The organism is Bradyrhizobium nitroreducens, assembly GCF_002776695.1.
GTDB lineage: Bacteria > Pseudomonadota > Alphaproteobacteria > Rhizobiales > Xanthobacteraceae > Bradyrhizobium > Bradyrhizobium nitroreducens.
This window is the reverse complement of sequence record NZ_LFJC01000003.1, coordinates 4794582-4811115: the sequence shown is the minus strand read 5'-3', so window position 1 is coordinate 4811115 and position 16534 is coordinate 4794582. Positions and strand designations below refer to the sequence as shown.

At 64.1% G+C, this 16534-nt stretch carries 16 protein-coding genes; 11 read left to right on the top strand and 5 right to left on the bottom strand.

Annotation, left to right across the window (positions count from 1 at the left end):
* Positions 1–37 precede the first annotated feature (37 nt).
* Positions 38–610, bottom strand: coding sequence for an STM3941 family protein (locus TSA1_RS23195; protein ID WP_100181296.1), 573 nt, complete (start codon positions 608–610; stop codon positions 38–40).
* Positions 611–813: 203 nt separating this feature from the next.
* On the opposite strand from TSA1_RS23195, the gene TSA1_RS23190 reads away from it, so the two are divergent.
* The 6 genes from TSA1_RS23190 (at position 814) to TSA1_RS23165 (ending at position 3604) form a co-directional block, all read left to right on the top strand.
* Complete coding sequence (locus tag TSA1_RS23190) at positions 814–1437, top strand: hypothetical protein (protein ID WP_100178355.1); 624 nt, start codon at positions 814–816, stop codon at positions 1435–1437.
* A 37-nt stretch (positions 1438–1474) separates the two neighbouring features.
* On the top strand, positions 1475–1924 hold the full coding sequence (locus TSA1_RS23185; RefSeq protein ID WP_100181295.1) for a DsrE family protein: 450 nt from the start codon (positions 1475–1477) through the stop codon (positions 1922–1924).
* Positions 1925–2162: 238 nt separating this feature from the next.
* Positions 2163–2486 (top strand): ArsR/SmtB family transcription factor, encoded by a 324-nt coding sequence (locus TSA1_RS23180; protein ID WP_100178354.1) that lies wholly within the window; start codon positions 2163–2165, stop codon positions 2484–2486.
* Positions 2483–2914 (top strand): SRPBCC family protein, encoded by a 432-nt coding sequence (locus TSA1_RS23175; RefSeq protein WP_100178353.1) that lies wholly within the window; start codon positions 2483–2485, stop codon positions 2912–2914. The genes TSA1_RS23180 and TSA1_RS23175 overlap by 4 nt, the downstream gene beginning before the upstream one ends.
* 40 nt (positions 2915–2954) lie before the next feature.
* Positions 2955–3164, top strand: coding sequence for a hypothetical protein (locus tag TSA1_RS23170; RefSeq protein WP_100178352.1), 210 nt, complete (start codon positions 2955–2957; stop codon positions 3162–3164).
* Complete coding sequence (locus TSA1_RS23165; protein WP_100178351.1) at positions 3161–3604, top strand: DUF1801 domain-containing protein; 444 nt, start codon at positions 3161–3163, stop codon at positions 3602–3604. Before TSA1_RS23170 ends, TSA1_RS23165 begins: the two co-directional genes overlap by 4 nt.
* A 212-nt stretch (positions 3605–3816) precedes the next feature.
* Here TSA1_RS23165 and TSA1_RS23160 read toward each other — a convergent pair whose 3' ends face one another.
* The 4 genes from TSA1_RS23160 to TSA1_RS23145 form a co-directional block, all read right to left on the bottom strand.
* Entirely contained in the window at positions 3817–5355 is a 1539-nt protein-coding gene (locus TSA1_RS23160; RefSeq protein WP_100178350.1) for a SpoVR family protein, read from the bottom strand.
* Positions 5352–6629, bottom strand: a complete 1278-nt coding sequence (locus TSA1_RS23155) for a YeaH/YhbH family protein (RefSeq protein ID WP_174719330.1) — start codon at positions 6627–6629, stop codon at positions 5352–5354. Before TSA1_RS23155 ends, TSA1_RS23160 begins: the two co-directional genes overlap by 4 nt.
* 30 nt (positions 6630–6659) lie before the next feature.
* Complete coding sequence (locus tag TSA1_RS23150; protein ID WP_100178348.1) at positions 6660–8603, bottom strand: PrkA family serine protein kinase; 1944 nt, start codon at positions 8601–8603, stop codon at positions 6660–6662.
* Between the two features lie 297 nt (positions 8604–8900).
* Positions 8901–9545, bottom strand: coding sequence for a hypothetical protein (locus tag TSA1_RS23145; protein WP_100178347.1), 645 nt, complete (start codon positions 9543–9545; stop codon positions 8901–8903).
* A 316-nt stretch (positions 9546–9861) separates the two neighbouring features.
* Here TSA1_RS23145 and TSA1_RS23140 point away from each other — a divergent pair, with 316 nt between their 5' ends.
* From TSA1_RS23140 to TSA1_RS23120, 5 genes are read left to right on the top strand one after another with little or no spacing between them, the layout of a single operon-like run.
* Positions 9862–12711 carry a bifunctional transaldolase/phosoglucose isomerase gene (locus TSA1_RS23140; protein ID WP_100178346.1) on the top strand — a complete coding sequence of 950 codons (2850 nt, stop codon included), beginning with the start codon at positions 9862–9864 and terminating at the stop codon, positions 12709–12711.
* A 12-nt stretch (positions 12712–12723) separates the two neighbouring features.
* A complete protein-coding gene (gene gnd, locus TSA1_RS23135; protein WP_100178345.1) occupies positions 12724–13722 on the top strand; it encodes a phosphogluconate dehydrogenase (NAD(+)-dependent, decarboxylating) in 999 nt (332 codons plus the stop codon).
* Positions 13723–13743: 21 nt separating this feature from the next.
* Complete coding sequence (gene zwf, locus TSA1_RS23130; RefSeq protein WP_100178344.1) at positions 13744–15255, top strand: glucose-6-phosphate dehydrogenase; 1512 nt, start codon at positions 13744–13746, stop codon at positions 15253–15255.
* Complete coding sequence (gene pgl, locus TSA1_RS23125; protein WP_174719329.1) at positions 15255–16004, top strand: 6-phosphogluconolactonase; 750 nt, start codon at positions 15255–15257, stop codon at positions 16002–16004. The genes zwf and pgl overlap by 1 nt, the downstream gene beginning before the upstream one ends.
* Complete coding sequence (locus TSA1_RS23120; protein ID WP_100178342.1) at positions 15991–16521, top strand: gluconokinase; 531 nt, start codon at positions 15991–15993, stop codon at positions 16519–16521. The genes pgl and TSA1_RS23120 overlap by 14 nt, the downstream gene beginning before the upstream one ends.
* Positions 16522–16534: the final 13 nt, after the last annotated feature.

Below are 16534 nucleotides of genomic sequence, written 5' to 3'. Positions count from 1 at the left end.
GTCGGTCCTCTCTTCCCGACGATCGCAGGGCACTGCTCTAATGGGCAGGCTCGGGTTCGGTCTTGGGCTGGGCCGTATAGGCCAGGCGGCCGGCCTTCCAATATTGCTTGCAGGTTTCCAGCAGCGTTTCGCCGTCCATGGTCAGGCCGCCGGGATTGATCACCATGCCCTCCGCGCCCACCGCCTTGTTCATCATCGAGACGATGCGCTTCAGCAGACCGACGTCGAAACGGTCGGCGATCAGCGGATCGAGCTTGAGCACCACGATCACCTGACTGCGAAACTGCCAGGCCGAGATGTCCCGCACGGACCTCCAGGAGATGGTGTCATCGGCGATGCGGGTGTCGCGAATACCGACGCGGGTGATGAAGAGGACCGGCTGCCGGGTCGAGACAAGGCGCCATAGCGTCCTGCAGGTCACGAAGCCGAACACCACGACGCCAAGAAAACTACCCGCGATCTGGAATTCGGAGACGGTCTTGACGTGAAACCAGTTGAACGCGATCGCGGCGCACACAAGCGTCAGCAGCACGCCGGCCGCGAGCATCTTCAGCAGCCGCAGCACCGAATAGCCGATCGCAAGGTTGGGCAAGTTCTGACTTACGGACATGTTGACCGCCACCAGTCATCTGCAGCACCCGGGGGTTTACCAACCCTCATCCTTCCAGTCTGTTAAGACTGGAACCTTGCGCGAGGCTGCCCACAAGACCTGCGGCCGGGAGGGCTTGAACGCGCCGCCCGCCGCCTGCGACTAACCGCCAGTCGGCTCCTGCCGTTGCGGGTCGATGTTGGTTCAAACGCGAAGATGCGATCATGAAGCTTGCTCTTGTCCTGCCGCTCGCCCTTGCCGCCTTCGTCGGCGTCGCCCATGCCGAAGACTCCGACAAGGTCCGGGAGACCACAAACGCCGAGGCCGACGCCTTCAATGCGCGGCTCTATGGGGCGACGCCGGGCGACAAGGCCTATGCCTGCTTCGTCCGTCGCTATGACGCCGAGCATCTGGCGCGGCATCCCAAGCAGAAGGTCGCGTCCATGAAGCTGCTGATCTCGGCGGAAGCCGACAAGGAGGACAAGCGGCTGCATAATTCCTTCCGCCTGGGCTTTCGCTACCGTCACCGCTCCGGCGATTTCGATTCCAGCGGCTCGTGCGGCAGCCACGCGGTGCTGCTCAGCCAGGGCGACGAGGTGCGCATGGGCTGCGGCGTCGACTGCGAAGGTGGCGGCATCGAAGTGGCGCTGTCCAAGGACAACAAATCTGCCATCGTCCGGCTTGAGCAGGTCCGGGTCTGGCAGAACAACAAGCCGGACGACGAGGCGGAGCAATCGCTGGTCGCCGGCGCCGACGACAAAATCTTCCGCCTCGACCGCACTGACACCAGCGAATGCGCTGGGCTGGTGACCGACCGCAAGGAACTCGCCGCGCTGCGTCACAAGTGATATCTGTCCGGCGATGCCAGGCTTGAAGGAGATCGCCATGAACCGCCGCAACATCCTGTGGAGCGCCATCTCGACCTTGGGCGCGGCGCTCGGCGCCTCCAGCGCAAAGGCCGCGACGGACCCGGGCGCCGGCAACAAGCTGAAGGTCGTCTATCACCTCAGCGACGCCGAGAAGGTCAATTTCGTGCTCGGCAACATCCAGAACCACATCGACGGCGTCGGCGGCCCCGAGCATGTCACGATCGCGCTGGTGATCCACGGACCCGCGCTGAAGGCGTTTCACGCCGCGCAGGCCAATTCCGATCTCAGCAAGCGCGTCGGTGAATTCTCCAAGGACGGCGTCGAGTTAGCGGCCTGCGGCAACACGATGAAGGCGCAGAACGTCACGTTGAAGGAATTGCTGCCGGGCTTCGTCAGCGCAGAAAAGGGCGGCGTAGTTCGGTTGGCCGAGCTGCAGTCGCAGGGGTATCTCTATTTGCGGCCGTGAGATTGCTGCAGCCCCGTCATTGCTGTGCGGGTCCGCGCGAAGCGCGGCCCGATGACAGGCTCCGCGAGACAATCCAGAATCCCTTCGCGGAGACGGTCTGGATTGCCTCGTCGCAAGGGCTCCTCGCAATGACGGGAGAGAGGGCCGCGCGAGCCACCATCATTTCCCTACCGCTCTTGACATATCCATAACCCGCCAGTTATGAGTTTATCCATAACTTCCTGGTTATGGATCCTCCATGGCACCCGCTCCCGACCTCCTGTTCAGGACGCTCGCCGACCCCACGCGGCGGGCGATCTTCGAGCGGCTGTGCCGCGAGGGCGAGCAGACGGTCGGGGCACTGACGGCGACTTCGGGCGTTTCCCAGCCGGCGGTGTCAAAACATCTCGGCGCACTGAAGCAGGCGGGCCTCGTGCGCGACCGGCATGAGGGACGGCAGACCCATTACAGCGCGCAGCCCGGCGCGCTCGATCCGCTGATCGACTGGACCAGCCAGATGGCCTCCTTCTGGCAGAGGCGGCTCGACGCACTCGACGATCTCCTGAAGAGGATGGACCAATGACTGGAACCTCGGGCCAAACACGCTCGGTGATCGTCGAGCGCGAATTCGCCTTCCCGCCCGAACGGCTCTGGCGCGCGCTGACGCAGCCGCATCTGATCGAGGAATGGCTGATGAAGAACGACTTCAAGCCGACCGTCGGCCATCGCTTCAACCTGCGCGGCGAATGGGGCGGCGTACTGGACTGCGAGGTGCTCACCATCGAGCCGCAGAAGACGCTCGCCTACACCTGGAATTTCTCGCACGAGGATGCCGCGTTCGACCTGAAAAGCGTCGTGACCTTCACGCTGACGCCGACCAGCGCCGGCACGCATCTGCGCGTCGAGCAGGCCGGCTTCAGCCCGACGCAGAAGCAGGCCTTTGGCGGCGCGCATGCCGGCTGGAAGCAGTTCTTCAACAAGCTGGACGAGCTGCTGGCGCGGTCTGGCTAGACGCGTCCATTCCAACCCTTGCAAAGGAGGTCCGTTGACCATGTGGATTCGACAAACCCATCGCTGGCTGTCCATCGCCTTTACCCTCGCGGTGATCGCCAATATCGTCGCCATGATCATGCAGCTCGATGCCGCCTGGATCGGCTTCCTGGCGCTCGTGCCGTTGGTCCCGCTGCTCGCGACCGGGCTCTATCTGTTCGCACTGCCTTATCTCGGTCGGCGCAGCGCGCATGGTGAGGCGAGGTCATGAAGAAGGCGGTGGCGAAGAAGAGCGCGGCGAAGGCGACGGACGGAGCCTCGCCCTCCAGGATGATCGACGGCAGGATCAAGGAGCTCGGCGACTGGCGCGGCGAGATGCTGGCGCGGGTCCGCGGCCTGATCAAGCAGGCCGTCCCTGATGTCGTCGAGGAATGGAAGTGGCGCGGCGTGCCCGTGTGGGAGCACGACGGCATCATCTGCACCGGCGAGACCTACAAGGAGGTCGTGAAGCTGACCTTTGCCAAGGGCGCGGCGCTGGACGACCCGGCAGGCCTGTTCAACTCCAGCCTCGACGGCAATGTGCGCCGCGCGATCGACATTCGCGAAGGCGAGAAGATCAACGAGAAGGCGCTGAAGGCGCTGATCCGCGCGGCGGTGGAGCTGAATGCGAGCAAGGTGAAGAAGAAGCCGGTGAGGAAGCGGTCGGCATAGAGCTTTTCGGGCCGATGCAAGTGCTTGGGTAGCGGCCGGAGCAAGCGCCTCGTCCTTCGAGACGACCGCTTCGCGGTCTCCTCAGGATGAGGCTAATCAGCGTCTCTGTTTTGAAGTTGCAGCCACACACTCCGTCCTCATCCTGAGGGCCCGCCAAAGGCGGGCGTCTCGAAGGATGAGCCGCGGGCGAGTTTGGGCGCCGCGTCGGCACCTCACGCCACCGCGGCGGGAATCGGGCGCGGGCTCACGACGTATTCGCGCAAAACCTTGTCGTTGGCGTCGACCTCGATCAGCGCGACATCGTAGGTCCAGAGATCGGCGAGATGCTGCAACACGCGCTTGGCGTCGGTCTCGTTGAGCTGCGAACCCTTGATGACGTGGTGGTGCAGGATCAGGCGGCGATCACCGGAGAGATCGACGTCGACCACTTCGATATTGGCGTCGATGTAGCCGACATCGTGCTGCCGCGCCAGCTCGCGGCGAACGCGGCGGAAGCCGCGCTCGTCGTGAATGGCATCGACGCGGATGCCGGCGCGCTCCTCGGGATCGTCGTGCAGGTGGAACATGCGGAGGTGCCGCATCAACTTCGGGCTCAGGAACTGGCCGATGAAGCTTTCGTCGCGGTAATTGGCCCAGACGTCGCGCAGCACGCCCATGACGTCGTTCTTGCCGGCGATGTCGGGGAACCACTCGCGGTCCTCGGCCTCCGGATTGGTGACGATGCGCTCGATGTCCTGCATCATCGCAAAGCCGAGCGCATAGGGATTGAAGCCGGAGAACCGCGGGTCGTCGAATTCGGGCTGGAAAACCACGTTGGTGTGTGACCCTAGGAATTCGAGGAAGTTGCCGTCGGTGATGCGGCCCTGCTGATGCAGCTTGGTCATGATGCGATAATGGACGTAGGTCGCCGTCCCCTCGTTCATCACCTTGGTCTGGCTCTGCGGGTAGAAATATTGCGCGATGTGGCGAACGATGCGCAAAAGCTCCCGCTGCCACGGCGCCAGCCGCGGCGCGCTCTTCTCCAGGAAGTAGAGCAGGTTTTCCTGCGGCAGGCCAAGCAGCTTGCGGCGGCGCTCGACCGACAGCGCGGAGCGGCTCTTGCTCTTGCCGGCCGGCACGGTGCGCCAGAGGTCGTTGAAGACCTCCTCCTCATGCTGGCGGCGGCGCCCTGCCCGCTTCTCCTCGGCGCGCAAATCCAGTTTCTTCTTGCCGGGATAGCGGTCGATGCCATGCGACATCAGCGCGTGCGCGGCGTCCAGCGTGCGCTCGACCTCGACGCGGCCGTAACGCTCCTCGCATTGCATGACGTAGTTCTTGGCGAAGTCGAGATAGTCCAGGATGCCGTCGGCGTCGGTCCACTGCTTGAACAGGTAATTGTTCTTGAAGAAATGGTTGTGGCCGAAGGCGGCGTGGGCGATCACCAGCGTCTGCATCGTCGCCGTGTTCTCCTCCATCAGGTAGGAGATGCAGGGCGAGGAGTTGATCACGATCTCATAGGCGAGCCCCATCAGGCCCTTGCGATAGGAGGCCTCGTGGAACGCAAAATGCTTGCCGAACGACCAATGCTTGTAGAACAGCGGCATGCCGACGGAGGAATAGGCATCCAGCATCTGCTCGGCGGTGATCACCTCGATCTGGTTCGGATAGACGTCGAGCCCGAGATCCTTCAGCGCCACCTCCTCGCAGGCATCGGTGATGCGCTGCAAGGTGTGAAAATCCCAATCCGCGCCTTCGAACAATCGTTCCGTCATGGAGCGGCCTTCTCCTGGGCAGTTTCGCGACGCTGAAACAAATCGTGGAACACCGGAAATATCTCGCTGCGTTCCGAGACCTTGCGCATCGAGAGCGGCGCGCCGCCGTTGCGCAGGCGCTCATAGAGAGTCCAGAGCGAGGAGTCGGAGAGATCGAAGGCGCTGCCGCCTGATTCCCCGACCTCGAGATAGGCAAAGAACTGGCAGACCGGCAGGATCTTGTCGGTCAGCAGCATGCCGGTGAGCTCGCCATCGGAATAGGAATTGTCGCCGTCGGAGGCTTGTGCGGCGTAGATGTTCCAGTCCGAGGGATTGAACCGCTCGCGCACGATCTCGTGCATCGCCTGCAGCGCGCTGGAGACCAGCGTGCCGCCCGAGGCCGGACCGTAGAAGAAGGTCTGCTCGTCCACTTCCTCGGCGCGGTCGGTGTGACGAATGAAGACGATCTCGACATGCTTGTAGCGGCGCTTCAGGAACACGTAGAGCAGCATATAGAAGCGCTTGGCGAGATCCTTCATGTGCTCGGACATCGAGCCCGAGACGTCCATCAGGCAGAACATCACCGCCTGGGCCACCGGCCGCGGCACCTTCTCGTAGCGGCGGTAGCGGATGTCGAGCGGGTCGATGAAGGGGATGCGCTTGGTCTTCGCCTGGAGCTTTTCGAGCCGGGCGAGCAGCACCTCGCGCTCGTCCTCGTCGGTGCAGGCGGCGATCGCCGCCTCCAGCTCCTCGATCTCGTCCTTGCGCGGACGCTTGAGCGCGATGCGGCGGGCCAGCGCGAGCTTCACCGTCCGGCTCACCGAGATGTTGGCAGGCGAGCCCGACGTGGTGTAGCCGGCGCGCTGGATGCCCTCGCTTTCGGTCTGCGCGATCTTGCGCTTGGCGAGATCCGGCAGCTCGAGATCGTCGAGGAAGAGGTCGACGAACTCGTCACGGCTCAGCACGAAGCGGAACGCGTCCTCGCTGTCGCCTTCGCCGGGGCCGGAATCCTTGGCGCTGCCCTGGCCCGAGCGCTGCAGATAGTCGCCCTCGATGAACTTCTTGTTGCCGGGCAGCACCATGTCGCGCGTGCCGCCTTCGCGGCGGAAGCGCGGCTCGTGCATGCCGTCGAGGGGGATCGTGACTTCGCCCCCCTCCAGGACGTCCTTGATGTCGCGTTCCTGCGAGGTCTTCTTGACGGCGCCCTGCACCAGGGATTTGGCCCGACGCAAGAACCGCTGGCGGTTCTCAAGACTCTTGCCGCCTGGATTCAGGCGCCTGTCAATAATGTGAATGGGCACTTTACCATTCGCCTCCCATCCGCCTCAACCGGCCTGCTTCACGCGCATGTACCATTCGACGAGCCGGCGAACCTGACGCTCGGTGTAGCCGCGCTCCACCATGCGTGCGACGAACTCGCCGTGCTTCTTCTCCGTCTCGCCGTCCTTCTTCGAGCCGAAGGAGATGACCGGAAGCAGATCCTCGACCTGGGAGAATATCCTCTTTTCGATCACGTCGCGAATCTTCTCGTAGGAGGTCCAGGTCGGATTCTTGCCGCCGTTCTGGGCCCGGGAGCGTAACGAGAATTTGACGACCTCGTTGCGGAAGTCCTTGGGGTTGGCGATGCCCGCCGGCTTCTCGATTTTGGTCAATTCCTGGTTCAACAATTCGCGATCGAGCAGCTGGCCGGTGTCGGGATCCTTGAAGTCCTGGTCCTCGATCCATGCATCCGCATAGTCGACATAGCGGTCGAACAGGTTCTGGCCGTAATCCGAGTAGGATTCCAGATACGCCTTCTGGATCTCGTTGCCGATGAACTCGGCGTAGCGCGGCGCAAGGTCGGCCTTGATGAATTCGAGATAGCGCTTCTCGACTTCCTCCGGCAGCTGCTCGCGGCGGATCGACTGCTCCAGCGCGTACATCAGATGCACGGCGTCGGCGGCGACCTCCTGCGGGTCGTGGTTGAAGGTGGCAGCCAGGATCTTGAAGGCGAAGCGGGTCGAGACGCCGTCCATGCCTTCGTCGACGCCGGCGGCGTCGCGATATTCCTGCACGCTGCGCGCCTTCGGATCGGATTCCTTCAGGCTCTCGCCGTCGTAGACCCGCATCTTGGCATATATCGTGGAATTCTCGTGCTTGCGCAGGCGCGACATCACCGAGAAACGCGCCAGCGTCTCCAGCGTCGACGGCGCGCAAGGCGCCGATGCGAGCTCGGAGCCCTGGATCAGCTTCTCGTAGATCTTCTGCTCCTCCGTGATGCGCAGGCAGTAAGGCACCTTGATCACGCAGATGCGGTCGATGAAGGCCTCGTTGTTCTTGTTGGACTTGAAGCTCGCCCACTCGGCTTCGTTCGAGTGTGCGAGAATGACGCCCGTGAACGGGATCGCGCCGATGTTCTCGGTGCCGATATAGTTGCCCTCCTGCGTCGCGGTGAGCAGCGGGTGCAGCATCTTGATCGGCGCCTTGAACATCTCGACGAACTCGAGCACGCCCTGGTTGGCGCGATTGAGGCCGCCGGAATAGCTGTAGGCGTCGGGATCGTTCTGCGCGTAGGTCTCGAGCTTGCGGATGTCGACCTTACCGACCAGCGAGGAGATGTCCTGGTTGTTCTCGTCACCGGGCTCGGTCTTGGCGATTCCGATCTGGCGCAGCCGCGACGGCTGGATCTTGGCGACGCGGAATTGCGAGATGTCGCCGCCGAAGGCCTCAAGCCGCTTGTAGCACCACGGGCTCATCAGGCCGGTGAGACGACGGCGCGGAATGCCGTACTTTTCTTCCAGCATCGGGCCGAGCTGATCGGGATCGAACAGGCTGAGCGGGCTCTCGAACACGGGCGAGAGTTCGTCGCCGGCCTTGAGCACGTAGATGGGATGCACCTCCATCAGCGACTTCAGCCGCTCGGCCAGCGAAGACTTGCCGCCGCCGACCGGCCCGAGCAGATAGAGGATCTGCTTGCGCTCCTCCAGGCCCTGCGCCGCGTGGCGGAAGAAACCGACGATGCGCTCGATGGTTTCTTCCATGCCGTAGAAGCCGGCGAAGGCCGGATAGGTACGGATCGTGCGGTTCAAAAAAATACGGCCAAGGCGTGGGTCCTTGGCCGTGTCAATCGTCTGGGGTTCTCCGATCGCTGCTAGCAGTCGTTCGGCCGCGTTCGCGTATTTCATGGGATCGCTTCGACACGATTCCAGATATTCCGCCATCGACATGTCGTGCTGGCTTCTCGCCTCGAACGACCGAGCGAAAGCGTTGAATAGAGAATCGTTGTACATGATCCCTCTCCGCGTGAGTTCCGCCACAAGCTGAAACGAAAGCAGTTACCGGACCGTTCCTCAGGCCGTTTCGAATCAGCGTGAGCACATGACGATCATTGGACACCCGGGTGCCAACACGACGCAACGCACAACGTAGGCACTCGTTGAGTTACGAACAGGCACATGCCCGTAATTTGTGCGAATCTCTGTCTATATTGGCTCATTTCCAGAAAATGTCACTTGGTCGCAACATCCGGGCGTTACCGGGGATGCGTCCATCCGGCGTTGCAGCATAGCGATCCGCGAACGGCGATCTTATGACGCTTGTACGGCGAAGCCTTGAGTGCCGCGTTCATCTTCCTGCTGCAATGCGGTGCGCGGCGTGCTGGCAGCGTGAGCGTCGCGGCAGGCACGCAGCACTGTATCAAAATCGGCCGCCAGCCCCTCCGACCGGATGAGGATACGATCGCTCTCCGCGCGGCGGGCCAGATTGCGGATGCTGCGGAGCTGCCGCAGCAAGGCCGGCGTCGGCGTCAGCACGATCGTCATGTGGCCGCGGCGTTGTTCAGCCGAAATCTCCGCAATCGAGTCCCACGGCAGAAATTCATTGCCGATGCGGAGATCGCGGATGCCGTAGGGGGTGACGACCACCACTGCTCCCCGTTCGGTGGGAAGCATCCAGATCAGCCGGATCGTCGTCAGGGAGAACACCACGACGCCGGCAAATCCGGCCATCGTGTCGTAGTCGCCAAGCCCGCCCCACCAGTCGAACGCAAGGGTCGCGCTGAACAGGGTCATGGCAAAGCCGACCGCGACCAGCAGGCGGAGCGGGCTGGTACATGGGCCCACTTCGAGATCGTAGGACGTGTCGGCGCCTCCGGTCGGCGCGACCGGACCATTGGCGACGGCGAACGCAAGACCGTCAGCTTTTGCCTGCATGCCTTCCCCCAGCATGGCCATTCGCGGCCGAGCCACGATGCACCAGACGGATTGGACTCCGCTGATGGCACTCGACGCAAACGCCGGCTGACAAGACGGACTGACAACGCGCGGCCGACGTTACGCAACCAGACCCCGGCCGATCGTCGGCCAACGACTTTTTCCGCAACAACCGCTACTGCCGCCCGGATCGCCATGATCGCGACGGAGTTACACTGGAGGGTATGACGCCTGTACCCTTGATTGGTTCCCTCAGGTGCGCATGTAAGCTAGAGGATAGCGCGTCAGGACCGGCGCGGAAACCCCTCGCCCGCAGGCTTGGAGATAAATAAGCATCATGAATCCCGTCAAAGAACTGGAAAAGCACGGACAAGCCGTCTGGCTGGACTTCCTGGCCCGTGGCTTCATCGCCAAGGGCGACCTGAAGCGCCTGATCGACACCGACGGCGTCAAGGGCGTCACCTCCAATCCCTCGATCTTCGAGAAGGCGATCGGCAGCTCGGACGAGTACGACGCCCCGATCGGCAAGGCGCTGAAGCGCGGCGACCGGACCGTGGCCGACCTGTTCGAGGCCGTCGCGGTCGAGGACATCCAGAACGCCGCCGACGTGCTCCGCCCGGTCTACGACCGCCTCAAGGGCGGCGACGGCTATGTCAGCCTGGAGGTCTCGCCCTATCTCGCCATGGACACATCAGGCACCGTGGCCGAGGCGCGGCGGCTCTGGAAGGACGTCGGCCGCAAGAACCTGATGGTGAAGGTGCCGGCAACGCCAGAGGGCCTGCCGGCGATCGAGACGCTGATCGGCGAGGGCATCAGCATCAACATCACGCTGCTGTTCTCCAAGGCGGTCTACCTTCAGGTCGCAGAAGCCTACATCGCGGGCCTCGAAAAATACGTCGCCGGGGGCGGCGACCCCTCCCATGTCGCGAGCGTGGCGAGCTTCTTCGTGAGCCGCATCGATTCCGTGGTCGACAAGCAGCTCGACGAGAAGATCGCCCGCGCCAACGATCCATCCGAGAAGGAGCGGCTCGCCGCACTCAAGGGCAAGGTCGCGATCGCCAACGCCAAGGTCGCCTACCAGGATTACAAGCGCCTGTTCGCAGGTCCCCGCTGGGACAAGCTCGCCGCCAAGGGTGCCAAGCCGCAGCGCATGCTGTGGGCCTCGACCGGCACCAAGAACAAGGATTACAGCGACGTCCTCTATGTCGAGGAGCTGATCGGCCCCGACACCATCAACACCGTGCCGCCGGCGACGCTGGATGCGTTCCGCGACCACGGCAAGCCGCGCGACAGCCTGGAGGAGAACGTCGACGACGCGAGGCGCGTGCTGGAGGAGCTGGAGCGCTCCGGCATCTCGCTCGATGCGATCGCCGAGGAACTGGTCAAGGACGGCGTCAAGCTGTTCGCGGACGCCGCCGACAAGCTCTACGGCGCGGTCGCCCACAAGCGCGCCACCGTGCTTGGACCGGCGATCGACCGCCAGCAGCTGTCGCTTGGCGAGGGCCTCGGCAAGGCGCTGGCCAAGAGCACCGAGGAATGGCGCACATCGGCCAAGATCCGCAGGCTGTGGCAGCGCGACAAGTCGGTCTGGACCGGTGCGGACGAAGACAAATGGCTCGGCTGGCTCGACAGCGCCGCCAAGGCCGACGTGGCCGACTACGAGGATTATGCCGGCCGGGTGAAGGGCCAGAAATTCTCCGACGCCGTCGTGCTCGGCATGGGCGGCTCGAGCCTCGGCCCTGAAGTGCTGGCCGAGACCTTCGGCAAGAAGCCCGGCTTCCCCAAGCTGCATGTGCTCGACTCCACCGATCCGGCGCAGGTGCGGGCGATGGAATCGAAGATCGACATCGCCAACACCGTGTTCATCGTCTCGAGCAAGTCGGGCGGCACCACCGAGCCGAACGCGATGAAGGACTATTTCCACGAGCAGGTTGCCAAGGCGGTCGGGCCCAAGGTGAAGACCGGCCATCGCTTCATCGCGGTGACCGATCCGGGCTCATCGCTGGAGAAGGCGGCGAAGAAGCTGAACTACGCCCGCATCTTCCATGGCGAGCCCTCGATCGGCGGCCGCTATTCGGTGCTGTCGCCGTTCGGCCTGGTGCCGGCGGCAACCGCCGGCATCGACGTCAAGACGTTCGTCAAGCATGCGCTGGCTATGGCGCGCTCCTGCGGACCGGACGTGCCGCCGAGCGAGAACCCCGGCGTGCAGCTCGGCCTTGCCATGGGCCTCGCCGGGCTCGAAGGCCGCGACAAGGTGACAATCCTGGCGTCGAAGAAGATCGCCGATTTCGGCGCCTGGGCCGAGCAGCTGATCGCGGAATCGACCGGCAAGGACGGCAAGGGCCTGATCCCGATCGAGGGCGAGCCGCTGGGCGCCCCTTCCGTCTACGGCAACGACCGCTTCTTCATCGACATCCGCATCGAAGGCGAGGCGGACGCGGCGCATGACTCGGCTCTCGCCGGGATCGAGGCCGCAGGACATCCCGTCGTACGCATCGTCATGAAGTCGATCGAGCATCTCGGCCAGGAGTTCTTCCGCTTCGAGATGGCAACGGCGGTTGCGGGCTCGGTCCTCGGCATCAACCCGTTCGACCAGCCCGACGTGGAGGCGGCCAAGATCAAGACCCGCGAGCTCACGGCATCGTTCGAAAAGACCGGCGCGCTGCCGGCGGAGAAGCCGGTGGTGAGCACGAACGAGGCCGATCTCTACACCGATGACGCCAACGCCACGGCGCTCCGCGCCGCCGGCGCCAATGGCGATCTCAGATCCTGGCTGAAGGCGCATCTGTCGCGCTCGGGCGATGGGGACTATGTCGCCCTGCTCGGCTATGTCGTGCGCGACAAGGCCACGATCGATGCGCTGCAGGCCATGCGGCTCGAGGTGCGCGAGAAGCGGCATGTCGCGACCTGCGCCGAGTTCGGACCGCGCTTCCTGCACTCGACGGGGCAGGCCTACAAGGGCGGACCCGACAGCGGCGTATTCCTCCAGATCACCGCTGACGACACCAAGGACCTCCAGGTGCCGGGCCAGAAGGCCAGCTTCGGCGTGATCAAGGCGGCGCAGGCGCGCGGCGATTTCGACGTGCTCACGGAACGCGGCCGGCGCGCGCTGCGCGTGCACCTCAAGGGCGGGCTCAAGAAGGGTCTTGCCGCGCTCAATGCGGCGCTCAACGACGCGCTCACTTAAGGAATATTGCAAATGCAACTCGGCATGATCGGCCTCGGCCGGATGGGCGGCAACATCGTTCGCCGGCTGATGCGCCACGGACATTCGACCGTGGTCTACGACAAGGACACCAAGGCCGTCACCGGCCTTGCCGCTGACGGCGCGGTCGGCTCAGCGACGCTGGAAGAATTCGTCGGCAAGCTCGAGCGGCCGCGCACGGCATGGGTGATGCTGCCTGCGGGGCACATCACCGAAACGACGATCGACACCATCGCGGCCGTGATGCAGGAAGGCGATGTGATCATCGACGGCGGCAACACCTTCTGGCAGGACGACGTCCGCCGCGGCAAGGCGCTGAAGGCGCGTGGCATCCACTATGTCGACGTCGGCACATCAGGCGGCGTCTGGGGCCTCGACCGCGGCTATTGCATGATGATCGGCGGCGAGAAGCAGGTGGTCGACCGGCTCGATCCGATCTTCGCCGCACTCGCGCCCGGCGCCGGAGACATTCCGCGCACCGAGGGACGCGAAGGCCGCGATCCCCGCATCGAGCAGGGCTATATCCATGCCGGCCCCGTCGGCGCCGGCCACTTCGTCAAGATGATCCATAACGGCATCGAATACGGCCTGATGCAGGCCTATGCCGAAGGGTTCGACATCCTCAAGAACGCCAACATCGACGCGCTGCCCGCGGACCATCGCTACGATTTCGATCTCGCCGACATCGCGGAGGTGTGGCGGCGCGGCAGCGTGATCCCGTCATGGCTGCTGGACCTCACCTCGACGGCGCTCGCCGACAGTCCGCAGCTCGCCGAATATTCCGGCTTCGTCGAGGATTCCGGCGAAGGCCGCTGGACCGTGAATGCCGCGATCGACGAGGCCGTGCCGGCCGAGGTCCTGACCGCGGCGCTCTACACACGTTTCCGTTCCCGTCGGGAACACACCTTCGCCGAGAAAATTCTCTCCGCGATGCGTGCGGGGTTCGGCGGGCACAAGGAGCCGAAGCAGCCGGGCGTTTCGAGACCGAAATAGCAAAGTCAAGGCCGATAGTTCGTGACAAAAGACCCGCAAGCCAAGCGCAAGCCGGAAAATTGCGCCTTCGTCATCTTTGGCGTGACCGGCGACCTCACCCATCGCCTGGTGATGCCCTCGCTCTACAATCTCGCGGCCGAACATCTGTTGCCGGAAAAGTTCTGCGTCGTCGGCGTCGCCCGCAAGAGCCAGTCGGATGACGAGCTGCGCAGCAGCCTGCTGAAGGGACTGCGCGAGTTCGCGACCCGTCCCATTGACGACGACATCGCCACGAGGCTGCTGGAATGCGTGACCTTCGTCGAGGCCGATCCGAAGGATCCGCCTTCCTTTGATCGCCTGCGCGCGCATCTGGATTCGCTGGAATGCGCGCAGGACACCGGGGGCAACCGGCTGTTCTATCTGGCAACGCCGCCCTCGGCGTTTGCGCCGACTGCGCGCGAGCTCGGCCGCACCGGCATGATGAAGGAGAACGGCGCCTGGAGGCGTCTGGTGATCGAAAAGCCGTTCGGCACCGATCTGGCCTCGGCGCGCGCGCTCAACACCGAACTCTTGAAGATCATGGAGGAGCACCAGATCTACCGGATCGATCATTATCTCGGCAAGGAGACGGTGCAGAACATCCTGGTGCTGCGTTTTGCCAACGGCATGTTCGAGCCGATCTGGAATCGCAACCACATCGACCATATCCAGATCACGGTGGAGGAGAAGCTCGGCGTCGGCCATCGCGGCGGCTTCTACGATGCCACCGGCGCTTTGCGCGACATGGTGCCGAACCATCTGTTCCAGCTGATGTCGCTGGTGGCGATGGAGCCGCCCGCACGTTTCGACGCACATTCCGTGCGCTCCGAGAAGGCCGACGTGCTGACGTCGATCCAGCAGCCGAGCCGGGACGAGGCGCTGAAGAATTCGGTGCGGGCGCAATATCTAGCGGGGCGCGTCGGCGACGACGAGATCCCGGACTATCGCAAGACCGAGGACGTCAAGCCCGGCAGCACCACCGAGACCTTCGTCGCGCTCAAGCTGATGATCGACAATTGGCGCTGGGCCGGCGTCCCCTTCTACTTGCGCACCGGGAAGGCGCTTGGCCACAAGCGCACCGAAGTCGCGATCAAGTTCAAGCAGGCGCCGCTGTCGATGTTTTCGGGCACCGACGTCGACCGCCTGTCGCAGAATTTCCTCACCATCGGCATCGCGCCGAGCGAGACCATCGAGCTGCAGTTCAACGCCAAGATCCCGGGGCCGAGCATCACCATCGACGGCGTCGAGATGAAGTTCCGCTACGGCGACTTTTTCCGCGTCGATCCCTCGACCGGCTACGAGACGCTGATCTACGACTGCATGATCGGCGACAACATCCTGTTCCAGCGCGCCGACGGCATCGAGGCCGGATGGCAGGCGGTGCAGCCGTTCCTGGACGCCTGGAAGCAGGCCGGCAGCGACGGCATCGAGACCTACGAAGCCGGCAGCGACGGTCCCGCCTGCGCCGACGAGTTGCTCCGGCGCGACGGGCGAAGCTGGCGGAAGTTTTCGTGATGGCTCTGGCGGGCCAGCCGAAGCTGATCGTCGCGGCCGACGCGGAGGCCCTCGCCCACGCCGCAGCCGAACGGGTGATGGCACGGATCGCGGCCAATCCCGGCCGCATCGCCATCTGCCTGACCGGCGGCTCCAGCCCGAAGAAGCTTTATCAATTGCTCGGCAGCGATGCCTGGCGCGGCAAGATCCCGTGGGAGCGGGTGCACTGGTTCATCGGTGACGAGCGCTTCGTCTCCGAGAGCGATCCCCTCAGCAACATGGCGATGGCGCGGGCGGCGTTTCTCGATGGCAATGCGCCTGCCGGCTACATCCATCCGATCCCGACCACGACTGGAAATCCCGATGCCGGTGCCGAAGCCTATGCGCGCGAGCTGCAGGCCTATTACGGTGCCGACCAGCTCGATCCCTCGCGGCCGCTGTTCGACATGGTCCTGATGGGTGTTGGACCGGACGGCCACACCGCCTCGCTGTTTCCCGGCTTCCCCGAAATCGAGGAGACCGAGCGCTGGGTCGTTGGGGTGCCCAGGGCCAATGTCGCGCCTTTCGTGCCGCGGGTCTCGCTCACCCTGCCCGTCCTGGCGTCCTGCCACGAAATGCTGTTCGAGATTGCCGGGCACGACAAGCAGGCGACCTTGACGCGCCTCCTCAATGGCGAGACTCTGCCGGCCTTGCGCGCGCGCTCCAATGGCGAGACCGTCTGGCTGGTCGATGAGGCCGCGCTTCCGGAGGAATTTCGTGGGCGGCGTTGAAGCACCTTGTGCGTTGATCGTGATGGGCGTGTCGGGTTCGGGCAAGAGCACGGTCGCGGCCGCGCTGGCCCAGCGGCTCGGCTGGCGCTTCGAGGACGGCGACAGCTTCCATCCCGCCAGCAATGTCGAGAAGATGCGAGCCGGCCATCCGCTCACTGACGAGGACCGCTGGCCCTGGCTCAACGCCATCGCCGACGAGATCGCGCGGGTTTGCGGCAAGGGCGAACACGTCATCATCGCCTGCTCGGCCCTGAAGCACACCTATCGCGACGTGCTGCTGCGCGGGCGCGACGATGTCCGCTTCGTCTTCCTGAAGGGCACCAGGGAGCTGATCGCCGAGCGGCTCGCGCAGCGCAAGGGCCATTTCATGCCGCCCGGGCTACTGACCAGCCAGTTCGAGACGCTGGAGCCGCCGGAAGCGGGCGAGCACGTCATCACCGTCTCGATCGACGAGACCGTCGAGGCGATCGTGGATGGCCTGGTGCGGCAATTGAAGCTGGGCGGGGCGAAGCGCTGAGAACCGAACCGAA

Excerpts from the sequence above, each read along its gene's own strand:
- TSA1_RS23195 (WP_100181296.1), bottom strand. The coding sequence starts at position 610 with ATGTCCGTAAGTCAGAACTTGCCCAACCTTGCGATCGGCTATTCGGTG.
- TSA1_RS23140 (WP_100178346.1), top strand. The coding sequence starts at position 9,862 with ATGAATCCCGTCAAAGAACTGGAAAAGCACGGACAAGCCGTCTGGCTG.
- TSA1_RS23185 (WP_100181295.1), top strand. The coding sequence starts at position 1,475 with ATGAACCGCCGCAACATCCTGTGGAGCGCCATCTCGACCTTGGGCGCG.
- TSA1_RS23170 (WP_100178352.1), top strand. The coding sequence starts at position 2,955 with ATGTGGATTCGACAAACCCATCGCTGGCTGTCCATCGCCTTTACCCTC.
- TSA1_RS23165 (WP_100178351.1), top strand. The coding sequence starts at position 3,161 with ATGAAGAAGGCGGTGGCGAAGAAGAGCGCGGCGAAGGCGACGGACGGA.
- pgl (WP_174719329.1), top strand. The coding sequence starts at position 15,255 with ATGGCTCTGGCGGGCCAGCCGAAGCTGATCGTCGCGGCCGACGCGGAG.
- TSA1_RS23145 (WP_100178347.1), bottom strand. The coding sequence starts at position 9,545 with ATGGCCATGCTGGGGGAAGGCATGCAGGCAAAAGCTGACGGTCTTGCG.
- gnd (WP_100178345.1), top strand. The coding sequence starts at position 12,724 with ATGCAACTCGGCATGATCGGCCTCGGCCGGATGGGCGGCAACATCGTT.
- TSA1_RS23160 (WP_100178350.1), bottom strand. The coding sequence starts at position 5,355 with ATGACGGAACGATTGTTCGAAGGCGCGGATTGGGATTTTCACACCTTG.
- TSA1_RS23180 (WP_100178354.1), top strand. The coding sequence starts at position 2,163 with ATGGCACCCGCTCCCGACCTCCTGTTCAGGACGCTCGCCGACCCCACG.
- TSA1_RS23190 (WP_100178355.1), top strand. The coding sequence starts at position 814 with ATGAAGCTTGCTCTTGTCCTGCCGCTCGCCCTTGCCGCCTTCGTCGGC.
- TSA1_RS23175 (WP_100178353.1), top strand. The coding sequence starts at position 2,483 with ATGACTGGAACCTCGGGCCAAACACGCTCGGTGATCGTCGAGCGCGAA.
- TSA1_RS23150 (WP_100178348.1), bottom strand. The coding sequence starts at position 8,603 with ATGTACAACGATTCTCTATTCAACGCTTTCGCTCGGTCGTTCGAGGCG.